This is a genomic window from Pseudomonas sp. LG1E9, assembly GCF_003290225.1.
In the GTDB taxonomy this organism is placed as follows: Bacteria; Pseudomonadota; Gammaproteobacteria; order Pseudomonadales; family Pseudomonadaceae; genus Aquipseudomonas; species Aquipseudomonas cyclaminis.
On record NZ_CP029983.1, the window covers coordinates 3,330,123 to 3,346,044 of the forward strand.

Annotated in this window: 15 protein-coding genes; 7 read left to right on the forward strand and 8 right to left on the reverse strand. The window is 56.4% G+C overall.

The features are described from left to right. Window positions 1–635 precede the first annotated feature (635 nt). Together DNK50_RS15420 and DNK50_RS15425 are read left to right on the forward strand one after the other, a co-directional pair. Window positions 636–1,085, forward strand: a complete 450-nt coding sequence (locus tag DNK50_RS15420; protein ID WP_177411611.1) for a hypothetical protein — start codon at window positions 636–638, stop codon at window positions 1,083–1,085. 133 nt (window positions 1,086–1,218) lie between these two features. Next, window positions 1,219–2,220, forward strand: coding sequence for an ABC transporter substrate-binding protein (locus DNK50_RS15425; protein ID WP_099585105.1), 1,002 nt, complete (start codon window positions 1,219–1,221; stop codon window positions 2,218–2,220). A 72-nt stretch (window positions 2,221–2,292) separates the two neighbouring features. Here DNK50_RS15425 and DNK50_RS15430 read toward each other — a convergent pair whose 3' ends face one another. Together DNK50_RS15430 and DNK50_RS15435 are read right to left on the reverse strand one after the other, a co-directional pair. Then, window positions 2,293–4,419: a TonB-dependent siderophore receptor gene (locus DNK50_RS15430; protein ID WP_112194950.1), complete on the reverse strand. Its 2,127-nt coding sequence runs from the start codon at window positions 4,417–4,419 to the stop codon at window positions 2,293–2,295. Window positions 4,420–4,514: 95 nt separating this feature from the next. Further along, entirely contained in the window at window positions 4,515–4,904 is a 390-nt protein-coding gene (locus DNK50_RS15435) for a DUF2946 domain-containing protein (RefSeq protein WP_099585103.1), read from the reverse strand. A 91-nt stretch (window positions 4,905–4,995) separates the two neighbouring features. Between DNK50_RS15435 and DNK50_RS15440 the strand changes: the two genes are divergently transcribed. Beyond that, complete coding sequence (locus DNK50_RS15440; protein WP_112194952.1) at window positions 4,996–5,433, forward strand: DUF3995 domain-containing protein; 438 nt, start codon at window positions 4,996–4,998, stop codon at window positions 5,431–5,433. Between the two features lie 28 nt (window positions 5,434–5,461). Here the strand turns inward: DNK50_RS15440 and DNK50_RS15445 are convergent, their stop codons facing one another. The 3 genes from DNK50_RS15445 to DNK50_RS29535 form a co-directional block, all read right to left on the reverse strand. Further along, window positions 5,462–5,872: a hypothetical protein gene (locus tag DNK50_RS15445; protein ID WP_112194954.1), complete on the reverse strand. Its 411-nt coding sequence runs from the start codon at window positions 5,870–5,872 to the stop codon at window positions 5,462–5,464. 996 nt (window positions 5,873–6,868) lie between these two features. Continuing rightward, the gene (locus DNK50_RS15450; protein ID WP_112194956.1) at window positions 6,869–7,513 is read right to left on the reverse strand and encodes a hypothetical protein; all 645 of its coding nucleotides are present in this window, start codon (window positions 7,511–7,513) and stop codon (window positions 6,869–6,871) included. Next, window positions 7,510–7,788: an HNH/endonuclease VII fold putative polymorphic toxin gene (locus tag DNK50_RS29535; RefSeq protein WP_112194958.1), complete on the reverse strand. Its 279-nt coding sequence runs from the start codon at window positions 7,786–7,788 to the stop codon at window positions 7,510–7,512. Before DNK50_RS29535 ends, DNK50_RS15450 begins: the two co-directional genes overlap by 4 nt. Window positions 7,789–8,052: 264 nt before the next feature. Between DNK50_RS29535 and DNK50_RS15460 the strand changes: the two genes are divergently transcribed. Both DNK50_RS15460 and DNK50_RS15465 read left to right on the forward strand, forming a co-directional pair. Beyond that, window positions 8,053–10,554: a TonB-dependent siderophore receptor gene (locus DNK50_RS15460; protein ID WP_112194960.1), complete on the forward strand. Its 2,502-nt coding sequence runs from the start codon at window positions 8,053–8,055 to the stop codon at window positions 10,552–10,554. 133 nt (window positions 10,555–10,687) lie between these two features. Further along, the gene (locus DNK50_RS15465) at window positions 10,688–11,017 is read left to right on the forward strand and encodes a hypothetical protein (protein ID WP_026139966.1); all 330 of its coding nucleotides are present in this window, start codon (window positions 10,688–10,690) and stop codon (window positions 11,015–11,017) included. Here the strand turns inward: DNK50_RS15465 and DNK50_RS15470 are convergent, their stop codons facing one another. Next, window positions 11,018–11,917 carry a LysR family transcriptional regulator gene (locus DNK50_RS15470; protein ID WP_112194962.1) on the reverse strand — a complete coding sequence of 300 codons (900 nt, stop codon included), beginning with the start codon at window positions 11,915–11,917 and terminating at the stop codon, window positions 11,018–11,020. Between the two features lie 106 nt (window positions 11,918–12,023). Here DNK50_RS15470 and DNK50_RS15475 point away from each other — a divergent pair, with 106 nt between their 5' ends. Continuing rightward, a complete protein-coding gene (locus DNK50_RS15475) occupies window positions 12,024–13,079 on the forward strand; it encodes an AbrB family transcriptional regulator (RefSeq protein ID WP_112194964.1) in 1,056 nt (351 codons plus the stop codon). 266 nt (window positions 13,080–13,345) lie between these two features. Here DNK50_RS15475 and DNK50_RS15480 read toward each other — a convergent pair whose 3' ends face one another. Continuing rightward, window positions 13,346–14,290 (reverse strand): sensor domain-containing diguanylate cyclase, encoded by a 945-nt coding sequence (locus DNK50_RS15480; RefSeq protein ID WP_099582766.1) that lies wholly within the window; start codon window positions 14,288–14,290, stop codon window positions 13,346–13,348. Between the two features lie 137 nt (window positions 14,291–14,427). After that, a complete protein-coding gene (locus tag DNK50_RS15485; protein WP_112194966.1) occupies window positions 14,428–14,790 on the reverse strand; it encodes an NUDIX hydrolase in 363 nt (120 codons plus the stop codon). Window positions 14,791–14,917: 127 nt separating this feature from the next. On the opposite strand from DNK50_RS15485, the gene DNK50_RS15490 reads away from it, so the two are divergent. Beyond that, entirely contained in the window at window positions 14,918–15,898 is a 981-nt protein-coding gene (locus DNK50_RS15490) for a Gfo/Idh/MocA family protein (protein WP_112194968.1), read from the forward strand. The last annotated feature ends 24 nt before the right edge of the window (window positions 15,899–15,922 follow it).

Consider the following 15,922-nt stretch of genomic DNA (forward strand, 5'->3'; position numbering starts at 1 on the left):
TTGGCCAGTTCGCAGGCCTGGACATGGTCGCTGCGAAAGCCTTTGACCCTGCCGCTGGTGACTTCGCGGATATGAAAGAAGTTTCTTCCGGCCGGTACTACCTGGTAAAGAATAGAATTGGGGTACCCGTTGGGACTGTGCAAGCAGTAGTATTGGTGTTCGTCCTGAAACGATGAACGAGTTCGGGAAGACGTAGCGTCGTTTGGGCGTCGGTGCATGGTCGGCTCCTGTCGATCGATCTTTGTTGACCCAGCAGCAGCGTTACAGGTGGTTTTAACCCGCGTTGCTGTTTTAGTATTGTCGTCGGCAGCCGGCCGTTGGTTCCATGCCAGGCTGTCCTGGCTTGTTTGAATTGTCGGAAACTACGTTTTTTAAGGGCGTTATTCTCTGAAGCGGGTCGACCGGTATTCTCTGGTTATTGAACCTGTGATCTCCTGTGATGGCTGATGACCTTGCACAAGGCTCATTGTGTACGTCTGTACTAGTCTTCGGACGCAGCCGCGAGATCTTCTTCAGTTTTTCTATGAATGTGTTGTGTGATCGTGCCGAGATGGCCGTTTTTTTGTGCTGCCCGCTCTGGCGGACAGCGCTCTTTTCGATGTGGGGGCGTTTCCTTGGCAGTCAGTAATCTGGATATGCACGCGTTGTTCGTGCTGGGTGATTTGCGCGCAAAGTTGGTCAAGCAGTTTCAATCCCGTTTCGTTTACATCACTGAGCAGACGCCAGAAGGCATCTACGTTGCCGAAATCGACACCGAGGCAGCGATGGTCGTGGATGACAAACCGCGCCTGGAGCTCAAGGTGGGTGACCATTTTCGTGCTGCGGTACTGCCCAGTCGCGAAGGTGGGAAGTTTGAACTCAAGTTCCGCGATATCAAGTTGACGGTGTATGGCCTGGGCGACTACGCCTTTGTGTCGACGGCCGATGGCTACGGCATCGTCTTCAAGGAAGGCCACAGCGTGATGCTGGTATTTGCGGCCAACGAACAACTGCAGGAAGGCCTGACCAAAACCCTCAAGGCCGTGACCGGCAAGGCCGCCAAATGGCGCAAGGGTGAGCTGGTGACATTCAAGGCCAGCGAATAACCAGCAAATACAGCGAACATCTCCTATCTCCCGGAACCTCTACTACAGTTGAGTTGACTTAACTATTCAGAGGCTTCGCGCTTAGTCAGCAAAGCCGTCCGCTGTTTGCTGTGATATCGCGAGGTGCAAGGGCATGAAAGGATTGAGAACGCTGTTGGCGGCGTCGTTGACGGCCATGAGCCTGTCAGTGTCGGCCGCACAGGCGCCGGTACACTTTGCCGACCTGAACTGGGAAAGCGGCAGCCTGATCACCGAAATACTGCGGGTGATTGTCGAGAAGGGTTATGACCTGCCCACCGACACCTTGCCCGGCACCACCATTACGCTGGAAACCGCCCTGGCCAAGGACGACATCCAGGTCATCGGTGAAGAGTGGGCGGGACGCAGCCCGGTGTGGGTCAAGGCCGAAGCCGAGGGTAAGGTTGCGGGCTTGGGCGATACGGTCAAAGGTGCCACCGAGGGTTGGTGGGTGCCGGAATACGTGGTCAAGGGCGATCCCGCCAAAGGTATCAAGCCCCTGGCGCCGGACCTCAAGAGCGTGAAGGACCTGGCCCGTTACAAGGATGTGTTCAAGGACCCGGAATCCCCAGGCAAAGGGCGCTTTCTCAACAGCCCCATCGGCTGGACCTCGGAAGTGGTCAACAAGCAGAAGCTTAAAGCTTATGGCCTTGACGACAGCTACGTGAACTTTCGCAGTGGTTCGGGGGCGGCGCTGGATGCCGAAATTGCCTCGTCGATCCGCCGGGGCAAGCCGGTGTTGTTTTACTACTGGTCGCCGACGCCCTTGATGGGCCGCTATAAGTTGATCCAGTTGGAAGAGCCGCCGTTCGATGCCGAAGCCTGGAAAACGCTGACGGATGCGGATAATCCCGATCCAAAGCCTACGCGCTCCCTGGCGTCCAAATTGAGCATTGGTGTGTCTACCCCGTTCCAGAAGGAACATCCGCAGATTGCGGCAGTTTTCGAGAAGGTCGAATTTCCGATAGAGCCGCTGAATAAAGCCTTGGCGAGCATGAGCGAGAAGCACACACCGCCACGGGAGGTGGCTCAGGTGTTCATGAAAGAGCACCCTGAAGTGTGGAAGGCCTGGTTACCGGAGGATGTGGCGGGGAAGGTGGAGGCAAGCTTGAAGTAAGTCTTGCTAGCTGCTGAAGGTCAAACTGTGGGAGCGAGCAAGTCCGCTCCCACAGTTGATTGCATTTCAGGTTTAGAAACGGGTTTGCAGCGCGACCTCGAAGGTTCTCGGCGAGCCCAGGTAATAAGCCGGCGACACATGGGCAAACTCGGCATACACCTCATTGGTCAAGTTACGCACCCGGCCAGTGACCGAGGTGTGAGCATCCACCTTGTAGCGCAGGAACGTGCCAAACAGGGTGTAGGCGGGCACGGTCATCGTATTGGCGTTATCCGCATAAACCTCGGCGACATAACGTGCGTCCACGCCCCCTTGCCAGTCCTCGGCGAAATCATAAGTCAACCACAGGTTACTTACGCGCTTGGGCACGTTGGTCGGTGTATTGCCCTTGCGCGAAACCACTGCGCCGCTGGCGATCTTCTCGTTGAACTCGTCGTACTCCGCATCCACCCAGGCGAAGTTGCCCTCTGCCAGTAACCTCGGTGTGAGGCGCAGCGAACTGGCCAGCTCGATGCCCCTGGACGACTGCGCGCCGACCGGGATGCTGCTGGTCGGGTCCTGCGGGTCGGTGACGGCAAAATCCTTGCGCTCGATCCGGTAGGCGGCCACGGTGGCTGAGCCACGCCCGTCCAGGTAGTCGAACTTGCTGCCCACTTCCCACTGCTTGCCAGTCGATACATCGAACACCTGCGTGGTGGTGTTGGGTTGCTCGGCGGCGGTGCTGTACTGCACGTAAACATTTGCTGATGGGACAAACTGATAGGTCAGGCCCACCCGGCCGGTCACCGGCTCCCAACGGCGCTTGAAGTGCCGCGGGTTGGTGGCCGTGACTGCGCGGTGGTTGGTCACATCCAGGTCGATGGCGTCATAACGCATGCCGGTCAGCAACGAGAGCTTGTCGGTGAGGCCCAGTCGGTTCTCCACGAACAGCGCTTTGGTGGTGACTTCATTGGTCTTGTCCTTACCGAACTTCTCCTGGGTTCGCGGTAGGTCGTAGAACTGCCCGGGGTTGAAGGCGTTCGGATCCACCGTGCTGTTGCCCGGCACATTCCAGGGCGTGTTAGTGGTGCTGTTGACCTTGTACTCAAAGCCGCCGGACCACGTGGTCGACAGGCCAAAGACACGGGCGTCATGGCGCAGCTCGAACTGGTTGCCGTTCTGTTCACCTTGATGGCGCACCTGGTAGGCGGTGGAGCGGTTCACCGCGCTGTTATTGGCGTTGTACTGGTAGGTCTCCAGGTTGCGGTAGTCGCGTTGGCTGTCGAGATGATAGAGGGTGTTTTTCAGGGTGGTGCTGTCGTTGATCCGGTAGTCGATGATCGAGCGTGCCCACAGCGTGCGCTGCTCATAACGACCGTCTGCGACGTTGTAGTTGTTGAAACGGTTATGTGTGTCGATTTTCAACTCGCCGGCCTTGGGGTTGAGCACGGGCGTGCCCCAATACGGGCTGTCTTCATGCTCATCCTGATATTCCAGGGCCAGGGTGTGGGACAGGTTGGGGGTGAGGTCGCTGAGCAGGGAAAACGCCAGGCTCCAGGCATCGCGTTGAGCGCGGTCGATGTAGCTGTGATGGGTGTTGCGGCTGACGTCCAGGCGCGCATAGTGCTGCACCTCGGCGCCCGGTTCGGTCAGGGCATGGTTCACGCCGAAGGCCATGCCGGCCGTGTCGTAGCTGCCATAGGTCAGTTGGCCTTCGGCAGCGTGTTCCTCACGGGTCGCCAACTTGGTCACGTAGTTCAGCGAGCCGCCAACGGAGCCGGCCCCGTTGATCAGGGAGGAAGGGCCGCCGACCAGTTCCACCCGATCATAGATCCACGCATCCACCGGCCGCGCCAGGCCGGTGGCAACGTTGATCCCATTGAACATCTGGGTGATCTGGCTGCTGGTGAATCCACGATAAGACACAAAACCTCCAAATCCCGGCGGAGCGCTGGCATTGACGCCAGGCAGGGTGTTGGCGGCATCACGGAAGGTCTTGGCGCCGTGGCGTTCAATATCGTTGCGATTGGCAATGGCTACTGACGCCGGGGTGTCCCGCACGCTCAATCCCAAGCGCGAAGCCACGCCGCTGGATTGCTCCAGGCTCAGGCCGGGTTCGGTTGTTGACTCGCCATCAATGGTGGTCGGGGCCAGCTCGATGGCCCAGGTGCAGACAGGCAGGCAGCCGAACAGGCCCGCCAACAGGGGTAAATGTTTCATGGTTGAATCCTGAAAAACTTGGCTTGAAAGCAACGCACAGCCTTGCGTATTTCCTTGGGGAAACGGTGGCCGGTGCAGATCGGAAAGCGCAGGGATCAGGTGAAGGCAGGCGGGGCACGCGGATTAGCCGTGGGCCAGGTGACGCGGGCGGGGGTGTCAGCGCGGGTGACGATTGCTGGCGGTGGTGCGTGAGGTTGTGGCAACACCGCCACATTCAGGCTGGAGCTGAGCGCCGGCCCCATACCACCGGTGGAACACAGTGGGCAACCAAATGCCTTGGACAGCGTGGGCAGGTTTTCATCGGTGGAGTTGGACGGCTTGGGCGCCTGGGTACGCGGGTCCACGGTACAGAACTGACCGCCGATGCCATTGAGCTGCATCCCGACCATCTGCCCATGCCCAATACTGCAGACGAACACATTGAACAGGACGCAGCAATACAGCATCCAGGCAATGAGTGAGCGGTCGGCACGGGCAAGTTTCATGGGGCGGCACTTTACCATCAGCCGCCGACGAAATGCCTGCAAAAAATCCCTGGGCGACTATCCTGTCTCGCACCTTTGAGGAGAGCCAGCCATGAGCTTTGTCATCGCACGGTGGATCGTCGGCATTTTTACCTGCATCAGCATGGTCCACCTGTACTGGGCGGCGGGCGGCAAACTCGGCAGCCTGGCAGCCATCCCGCAGCTCCCGGGCGAATTCGCCAGCGGGCCTCGTCCTGCGTTCAAACCATCGGCTTTGGGCACATTTCTGGTGGCAATGGGTTTGGTCGCGATTGCACTGCTCGTCTGCCTGCGAGCCGGGCTGTATTTCTCGCCGGTATCCCACGGAGCATTGCAGTGGGGGATCAGTGCGATAGCGTTGGTGATGTTTGCCAGGGCGATTGGGGACTCGGAGTTGGTGGGGTTTTTCAAGAAGGTCGGCGGGTCGCGGTTTGCGAGGATGGATACGTGGGTTTATTCGCCATTGTGTCTGGGGCTGGGGGTGGGGTTGTTGGTGGTGGCGTGGGGGTGAGGTCCGATCGTTTTTTTAGGTTCCTGGGTCATGGTTGAATGAAGTACAAGTTCGACATAGAGCCGGAAATTCTCTTGGCTTTTCCCAACTTAAGATATTCGTTGAAGTCATTCTCCAAAGACGCTTTGTTTGTGTATTTCTTGTATTTGATCGGCACCTCACATGCGTACATATACAGCCGCCAAGGGTCGAAGCCGTCGATCCTCTCATCAGGGCCATAATCGAAATCGACACAAATGTTAGATAGATAAACACTGCAACCAACACCATGCAGCTCGTAGGTAATGTCTTCGGTAAGGAGCCCGCATTGCGGAATCTTTTTGGCGCGCCATAGCCCCAGAATATTTTTGGTTCCGAACGTGCGCTCAAGTAGGTCTGTTGCTTTTTTTACCTGTGATAAATATTCGGTTATCAAGTTTTCCAGGGTCTGAGTTTTCATCTTCTTGGCCTTTCCAATCTATCGAGCCCGACTGCATTTGAAGCATCTACCACATCTTTGGTGCTGCTGAATGAGCTTTTGTGGCTATCTAAATCTTTGATCAATCTTATGGTGACTGGCGTGCGTGTGCGCCTTGCTGCCGAAGCTCTATGGTATCGCCATGGTTTAAATGTCACAATTTTTGTTTTTGCACCACTTGGATTGTTGAGGTTTATAGTTATGCGAGATGATCAAAATTTGTCTTCATTAGTTCCATGTGTTTTGATTTGGCGGTGCAGGTGTTTTAGGTTTGGCTTTTGTTGATGTCATCCAGCGATTATTGCTCTCGCTAATTCGGGTTATAAGCTTTGCAATAATATTGCTTTTCGCAAGCTTGGTGTTATTTGGATTAAGATTTTTCTCGTGACAACCTTAATGGATTGTGCTTGTAATCTTATTCGCTCCGGCATGTCAATCTCGATGTGATTTTCGAATTTTGCTTGGGTTGGTCTGCAGTGCGCAGTATTGTCGCTTAGTTATATGTTAGTGAAAGCTTGCATCTATTCGTTCGACTTCTAACTTGATGAGGCCCTCATTGAGGTGGGGGTGGTCGTAATGCACGCCTTGGTCATTGAGCAGCGTGAAGGAAAAAAGTTTTCGTCTTGCAATTATCCGTAAAGGAAATAGGAGTAGCCCTTGCCTATTTCAATTTCATAAGGACAGTAGGTGATAAAGCAATTAATGAGTACTTCATCGATAAGTAGCATAACGTCTTCTTCTATGTCGGCATTGAGTGCTATAACCAAAGCTGTTTTGTAATGGGTTGTGTGATCTGTTGAATTATTCATTGGTTAAATTATTTTGTGTTTTTTGGGTTGTTTTTATAACTTATCTGTGTTTTTGGTGTTTGGGTTTTAGGTTGGTTGCCTCATAAAAATAAATATCAGTAGGGTCTCCAATAAATATCAGAGTGCTGTTAGTTGCTTGGTTTTTATATTGCTTGCCAAGGTTGTATATTTATAGTTTGTGGTGAATAAAATTGTAGGTGTCTTGAATATTTATTTTCTGTATTTTGTTTTTTTTGAGTGCTGAAGATATCTCGTCTTTGAATTTTGTTGGGTATATAAACTGCGTTGCTGCATGTGTTTCTTCTTCATAGAATCTACAGAGTAATAAGCTGTTATTCGAGTCTAAAAAATAACCAATGTTTTTCGCGGTAATATTTTTTTCAAAAATCAACATGTTTTTCCAGAGTGTCTCTATTTCGCTTTTTGTTTTTTCTATTATTAAAAAAACGCTACTTGACCCTTCTAGCGCTAAGCTGTTTATTTTTATAGGCGTGTTTGGCCTGTTTTTGATCATGGAGTATGTGTTGCTTTTTTCGTTTTTTTGCAAGAAATCTCCACTTTTGAGCTGGCTGGTTAAGTCTTTCCTTAATAAGTATTCCTCAGTTTTTGAGTTGGGCTTTTTCCCGCGAATTACTTTCCACTCTCTTTTAAAGCACCACGTCTCAGAAAGGTGCTCCACGACACTGCACCAACTTTTCCATAAATCAGGAAAGTTGTGGTCTACCAAGGTTGTGGTAGTAAATTTACTGTTGTTTATGCTGTCCGCATCTGTCCAAGGCCTGATGCCGAGTTCGTTTATATAAGCGGTTTTCATTTTGATCTCTTAAAATACGTGTGGGAGTCGTCACCAGTTTTTAGTGGGGTCTTAATTTCGTTTATCGTATTTTTGGTATTGAGGTGTGGGCCATGATTTCCTTCTAAGTGTCCGAGAGAGTGTTCGTAAATCGTAGTAAGGTGGCCATCTTTTAAGCTAAAAACATATACTCGTCCCATTATGTGCTTATCCTGATCGCGAATTTTATCTCTGTAAATTGCTAATGGTTGAGTGTTTTCATGTTCGATAGCGGCAATGTGGGCAGCGTGGGTCATCCGTGACGTCTCGGCAGAGGGCAAGGCGTCGGAGTCTGCCGCAGGAAAAAGCGGCTGGATGAACGGTTTGGAAAATCAGAATGGGCTGACAAATGCTGGAGAAAAACCGCGTAAACCCACCTCAAAGGGCTACACAAAAAAGCGAGCCGACTGATTGCAGCAAGGCCTGGATAAACCACCTCAAATAAAAACTGCTCTCATCCTTGCCCGATGTGCGGACATGGCCGTCATGGTTAATAGAACCTCTATGACCCAGGATTTCCCATGTCGCGCCTCGCTCGTCCCTTGCATCCACTGGCCCTGTCAGCGGCAGTGGCTTTTGCCGCCGTGCCGTTGCTGAATGTCCAATCCGCCTATGCCCAAGCAAGCAGCAGCGCCGTGCGCAGCTTCCAGATCCGGGCCGGTGACTTGAGCCAGGCCCTCAATAGCCTGGCCGAGCAGGCGGGGTTGGTGCTGGCGTTTGATGCAAGCTTGACCCGAGGCAAAGTCAGCAATGGTTTGAGCGGGCAATACGACACCGATGTGGCACTGAGCCAGCTGCTGGCCGGCAGCGGCTTGCAAGCCCTGAAGATTTCCGCCGACCGTTACCGCTTGGAAGCCATCCCGGATAACGGCGGCGCCATGGAGTTGCAGGCCACCACGATCAGCGGCGCCTACCAGGCCGAAAGTCCCACCGGGCCGGTGTCCGGTTATGTGGCCACGCGCAGCCTGTCCGGGACCAAGACCGACACCGCGCTGATCGAAACGCCGCAGTCGATCTCCATCGTCACCAAGGACCAGATGCGTGCGCAGAACGCCGAGAGCCTTAACCAGATCCTGCGCTACAGCGCCGCCGTGGTCCCGGAAACCCGTGGCGCTACCGCCTCGCGTCTGGACCAACTGACCATCCGCGGCTTCGCGCCGGCCACTTATCTTGATGGCCTGCGCATGCCGTCGAGCCGTGACGCCTTGCCGCAAAAAGACGCCTTCGACCTGGAGCGCGTTGAAGTGCTGCGCGGCCCGGCGTCGGTGCTGTACGGCCAGGGCACGCCGAGCGGGGTGATCAACATGGTCACCAAGCGCCCGCTGGACACGCCGTTTCATGAAGTGGGCGTGGAATACGGCACCTTCAACAAGAAGCGCACCACCTTCGATTTGAGCGGGCCGATTGACGATCAGGGCGTGTATTCCTACCGCGTCGCCGGACTGTTCGACGACGCCGACGGCCAGGTCGAACACACCGAGACCCGTCGCCAGTCGCTGTCCAGCGCGTTCACCTGGCGCCCGGACGACGCCACGTCGCTGACCCTGCTTGGGCATTTCCAGAAGGACCCTAAAGGCGCGTCCTACGGCTCGGTGCCGGCCTGGGGTTCGGTGTTGCACAGTCCGACCGGGCGCAGCATCGATGTGGATTTCTATGATGGGGAAAAGAGTTTCGAGAAGAGCGACCGCGAGTACTATTCCATCGGCTACGCCTTCGAACATCACTTCGATGATGTGTGGACCGTGCGCCAGAACGCGCGTTACCTGCGCAGCGAAGGCCAGTACCGCAGCCTCTACAGCAACTACCTGATGACGGATTATCGGACCATCCGCCGTTCGACCATCGCCACCGATGTGGACATGGATGCGTATACCCTCGACAACCAGGTACAAGCCAGATTCGACACCGGCCCGGTGCAGCACACCTTGCTGATGGGGCTCGACTATCAGAACACCAGCACCGATACCCTGTCCGGTTCAGGCACCTACACTGCCGGGCCGACCCTGGATATTTTCAACCCGGTCTACGGCGCCGCCGTTGCGGTACCGGCGTACACCACCGACGGCACGTCGCGCAGCGAACAGACCGGCGTCTACCTGCAAGAACAGATGAAGTGGGACAAGTGGGTGTTGCTGCTGGGCGGTCGCTATGACTGGGCCAGCACTGACAGCACCACGAAGACCCTGCGCACGGGGACCAAGAGCCAGTCCTCGCTGGACAGCAAAGCCTTCACCGGGCGCGTCGGTCTGGTTTATCTGTTCGATAATGGCCTGGCGCCGTATGCCAGTTACTCGGAGTCTTTCAACCCCCAATCAGGCACTGGGTATGGTGGCTCGGTGTTCAAGCCGACCGAAGGCAAGCAGTATGAAATCGGCATCAAGTACCAGCCGCCGGGCAGCAATAGCTTTATCACCGCGGCAATCTTTGACCTGCGCCAGAGCAACGTCCTGACGACCGATCCGGACCCTACGCACCTGTGCGGCACCGGACGCTGCCAGAGCCAGGATGGCGAAGTGCAATCCCGTGGGTTTGAACTGGAAGGCAAGGCCAGCCTCAATGACAACCTGGACATCACTGCGGCCTACGCGTACCTGGACAATCGCATCAGCAAGTCCAACAACACCGTGCGTTATGCGCCCATCAGCGACATCGGCGTAGGCCCGGCGATCAATGCCGAGGGCACCACCACCTACGCGGTTCCGCGCCACACGGCCTCGGCGTGGGCGGATTACACCTTCCATGACGGCAACCTCAAGGGGTTTGGGGCAGGGGCGGGGGCGCGTTATGTCGGTTCCTCGTGGGGCGATACGGCTAACACTCTGAAAGTACCAGGCTACACCTTGTTCGATGCGGCGGTGCACTACGACATCAAGAACATCGTCAACCTCAAGGACAACCTGCGCCTGGCGCTGAACGCCACTAACCTGGCGAATAAAGAGTATGTCGCGTCGTGCTATTCGTACTCGTGGTGCTGGTATGGCTCGCAGCGTACGGTGCAGGCGAGTGCGACTTATCAGTGGTAAACGCCTGAACTTCCTGGGTGAGGGGCTTAATTGTGGCCATAAAGTTTTGTCGATAAGGCAATTTAATGGCCCCTTTGTAACAAAATCCTCGCCAGAATCGCTTTTATTTTCAGGCGGTTAGGTGGGGATGCAAATGCGCAATGTTGGAATCATGCTGATCGCCTGCTCCCTGGCCGGCGGCGCGGCTGCCGTGCAGGCTCGGGAACTGCGCGAGGGTGACAAGTACATGTGCAGTTGGGGCGCCGGCACCGCCGCCAGGGCCCAGGAACTCAAGCTGTCAGGGGTATCGCTGTACGCTGCGCGGCAGAAGATCCAGACGATCAAGTTCAACAAGTCGTGGATGCGCATGATGGCCATGGGCATCACCGAGCAGACCTACGACAGCCGTTCACGCCTCAAGCCCGAGGCGATCCGCCAAAGCTTCTATCAGGACTGTGTTCGCTACAAAGTCGCACGCAAGTGATCATCGCGACAGCGGCGAGCCGGCATCTTCCTGAAAGAACAACTTGGCCGTTTCAATAAACCGTCGATTGGCCTGGGACAGGTACTCACTGGCGCGCCAGCACAGGTTGAAGTGCATGAACTGGGCGGGCTCGAAAGACACGCCGGCGATTCCCGGTTCTTGCTCCTGGACCGAGCGCAGCAGGGTGGAGACGCCCATTCCGCTGCGGGTAGCGGCAATCACCAGCGGCACGAAGTTACTCTCCAGGGCGATATTGAAACGCACGCGGGCATTGCTGCAAAAGGTGTCCAGCAGGTGGCGTTGCAGGAAGGTGTTGTCGAACACCAGCATTGCTTCGTCCTGCAACTGGGGCGCCGAAATCGACGCCGCTCGCGCCAGCCGGTGCTGCTCAGCCATGCACAACACCATTTCATCGCTGCCAAGCAACACCGACTCCCAGCCCGGATCGACGCGCCGCGACTCCAGCAGCGCGACATCAATGTCCCGTGTGGCCAGGCGCTCGCTGATGTCATCGGCGCTGCCTTCCACGACATGCATCGCGATGCCGGGGTAGCGGGCACGGAACTGCATCAGCAACTCGGGAATATGGCGGATGCCATACATGGGCGGCACGCCGACGCGGATCTCGCCGCTGTGCAATTGGGTCAAGTCTTGCAGTTCGCGCCGCGCGCCTTGCAACCCCTGCAGGCAGGCTTCAGCACGCGCCAGAAACAACTGGCCTTCTGCCGTGACACTGATCTGTCGCGTGGCCCGGTTGAACAGGGCCACCCCCAACTCATCCTCCAGCCGACCCACCGCCATGCTCAACGCCGGTTGCGCCACATGCAGGGCCTGAGCAGCTTTGGTGAAGCTGCCTTGACGGGCGATTTCGACGCAATATTCCAAGGCTTTCAAGTTCATAAAAGCTCGCATAACAAAGAGTGATGAGTTGCTTAACAAATGGATATTTTCTGTGATGAGGTCGAGTCTATAACCTGTCGGCACTCTTCTCCATGCCGGATTTATCATGTTCCTCACTCTTCGCCCGTATTGGCTTATCACCCTGATCATTGGCGCCTTGGGCGCCAGCCTCGCCAGTTGGGCGGGATGGCCGTTGCCATGGGTCATTGGCTCACTACTTGCGGTGCTGATAACCCGTTGCACCGGCGGCCCGGTCCCTGAAATCCCCCTCGGCCGCCAAGCCGGGCAATTGATCGTGGCGGTCGCCATCGGCTGCCATTTCACCTTGCCGGTGATGCAGCAAGTGGCGGCCCATCTTGGATTGATCGTCACGGCGGTGTTGCTGACCCTGGTGTTGGCACTGTGTTCGGTGTTGATCCTTAATCGCTGGGGTGTGCCGTTCGGCACGGCGTTCTTCGCACTGATGCCGGCCAATTCCAGCGAGATGGTCCACTTGGGCCGTCAACGCCAGGCGGACCCCGGTTTTATCGCGGCTGCCCACAGTGTCCGCTTGTTGCTGATCCTGCTGGCCGTGCCAGCTATTGCGACCTTTGGCCTATCGCCTGGGGTTGCACAGGCCCCTTTGCCGGTGATTTGGCCCTGGCTGGTTTTCATCCTGGCCATGGGCTGGTTGGCGGCGCTGGGTTTCAAACACTGCAACGTGCCTAACCCGTGGACATTCGGGCCGTTCGTGATCTGTGCGGTGGGGGTGGGCTGCAATAACTTGTCGATGAGCATGCCGGGATGGCTGAGCGGCGCGGGCCAGCTCTTGATTGGCTGCGCTCTGGGCGCTGCGTTTGACAGAGGTTTTTTCCGTCGTGCGCCGGGCTTTCTACTGAAGGTAGTGGTGTTGATGGCAGGTTCGGTGATTGCCACCGGGTTGGCCGCTTGGGGGCTGGGGACGTGGCTGGGCCTGTCGTGGCTGTCGCTGGCCCTGGGCATGATGCCGGGCAGCGCCCCGGAAATGAGCCTGACTGCCGAGGCGCTGGGGCTGGCGGTCACGTTGGTGACGGCGATGCAAGTGATCCGCATGCTATTGATCCAGGCCGCGTGCCTGCCGTTGTATCGTCTATTGAACCAAGTGCCTGATGAACGAACTTCAAAGCGTGCAGCGTTGTGGTAGTCAATAACCCCTTTTTATAAGTGGAAATATACCCGGTAGTTGCACCAAAAAGTGGCACTGGAATTTCTCACCACCTTAAAAAACATGTGGTTATTGAAGGACTTACGCAACTTTTAATCCGACGAATGGATTGAAATAGTCTTGTTACACGTTTTTACAATCGTTACTATAGCCGGGCGTTCACCTCCCACGGTTTATGCATTTTTAAATCCCAAGTTTCCATCAGCTACTTGGGATTTTTTTTGCCTGGAATTTGACCGCCAGCGTCAAACTTCACCCTCTGCAAACTCCGCGCGCATCCGTCCATTGCGTTTGGCTTGATAAAGCAATTTGTCGACATCCTCGACAAAACCCAGCATCGGGCTGTCGGGTGTGACGATACGTGTACCGACGCCCAGGCTCAGGGTCAGCAGGTTCGACACTGCCGAAAAGCCATGCTCGATCTGCTGCTGGCAGATCAGGTGCAGGCAACGCCGCGCCACCTGTTTGGCTGATGCCGCGTCGGTCTCCGGTAGCAGCCATACAAACTCTTCACCGCCTATACGCGCGATGAAATCCCTTGGTCGATTGGCCGCCTGGGACAGCGTGCGTGCGACCTGGCGCAGGCATTCATCACCCTTGATATGGCCGTAGTGATCGTTGTACTGCTTGAAGAAATCGATATCCAGGATGAGCAACGATAGCGGCAACTGGCTGCGCAGGGCGCTGGCCCATTCGCGCTCAAGCACGGTGTCGAACATGCGCCGGTTGGCGATGCCGGTGAGACCGTCCTGATAGGAATATTCCTCAAGTTGTTTTTGCAGGCGTATCAAGTGCTCTTCGGTTTTCTTGCGTTCGCTGATATCGAACATAAAGCCGATCAGGGCTTCGACCTCGCCATCCTTGCGCACCACGTGCACCACATCACGAATCCACACGTAGTCGCCGTTGACCGTGAGCGCTCGGTAATCCGCCTCGTGGTCCACGCCGGCGCGGGACTGCGACACACAGAAATTCACCACGTATTCCCGGTCATCCGGGTGCATGCGCTCGACCCAGTCGTCCACGCTGACCCAGCTTTGCGGGGTCCAGCCCAGCAGTGTCTCGATCTGCGGGCCGATATAGCTGAAGGTCATGGTCTGCCAGTCGATGCGCCAGGGGATGGCTTTGGTCGACTCCAGCAGCGTTCGGTACACGTCACTGTCGGGCTGGCTCGGGGGATCGATGCTCATGGGCGTGCTCGGGGATGGTGGCGAATAGCCAAGAGCCTCTTTTGATTGACACCTTGAGTCAAGCGTAAGCCGGGGCAGCAGACGAGAGGTCGTGACAGGCGCTTTTTGGCGCCAAGATGTCGGCCAACCACCGGGGGTTACAGGCGACGCAGAAAGGATTTGACGATGTGTCTGGTGGCATCGGTGGTGTCCAACTGGTCCAGTGCGCCATAGGCGTACCACTGGCAATCGGCGATCTCGTTGCACGGCCGCGCCTGCGCAATATTCACCACTGACGCTTCGAACACATGATGCAGCGTGTCGCGGGCCTTCAGTTCCTGCAGGTACAGCAGGCCATCCACGTTCAACCCGGTTTCTTCTTCCAGCTCGCGTTCGGCGGCGCCCACCGGGCGTTCGTCACGCTCGACCTTGCCGCCGGGCAAGGCCCATTTTGATCTGGCCTTGCGCACGAAGAGGATATGCCCCTCGTGTTCGCAAATGACCGTTGCCCTGATTTTCATCGTCTGTGCCCCCGCCCCGGGATGATTGTCATAAAAGTGTAATGCAATTGTCATGCTAACTGCGTATGGCGTGTCGGCGCAGCTATGTAGATACTGCCCGACTGAACAAAACGCACGAGGGAAAGAGATGAGCACCGTACGTTGGGGCATGATCGGTTGTGGCAGTGTCACTGAATTGAAGAGTGGACCCGCTTTCTACAAAGCGCCAGGTTCGGCCCTGGTGGCCGTGATGGGGCGCCGCGAAGCCGCCGTGCGCGATTATGCGACACGCCATGGGATTGCCCGTTTTTATACCGACGCCCAGGCGCTGATCAACGACCACGAAGTGGACGCGGTGTACATCGCCACTCCGCCCGACAGCCACCTCGAATACAGCCTGATGGTGGCTGCGGCCGGCAAGCACTGTTGCGTCGAAAAACCTATGGCACTGAATGCCGAGCAAAGTGCGTTGATGCAACGCACCTTCGAGCGCGCCGGGCTGCATCTGTTTGTCTCCTACTACCGCCGTTCGCTGCCGCGCTTTGTGCAAGTACGCGACTGGTTGCGCGACGGTCGCATCGGCGAACTGCGCCAGCTCACCTGGACCCTGTGCAAACCACCGGCTGCCGAGGACGCCAGCGCCGCCAATTGGCGTACCGACCCGCTGGTCGCTGGTGGCGGTTACTTTGCCGACCTGGCCAGCCATGGGTTTGACCTGTTCCAGTACCTGGCCGGCGATATCGTCGAGGTGTCGGGCTTTAGCGCACGTCAGGCCGGGCGCTATGTGGCCGAGGACGCGGTTACCGCCTGCTGGACCTTCAGCTCGGGCGCATTGGGCATGGGGTGCTGGAACTTTGTTGCCGACCGCCGGGAAGACAAAGTCGAGCTGATCGGCAGCAGGGGCCGCATCACGTTTGCGGTCTTCGAAGACCAACCGCTGCATCTCGAAGGTGAGATCAACCAAGTGCTGGACGTGCCGTGCCACACGCATATCCAGTGGCACCACGTGTTGGCCATGAACGCGCATATACGTGGTGAAGCCGAGCATCCGTCGCTGGCCATCGAGGCGTTGAAGACCGACCGGATCCTGGACAAGGTGCTACAACGTAACCCCCATCATCCCGGCTAGGCGCGATATACCTGCTTTTTCAAG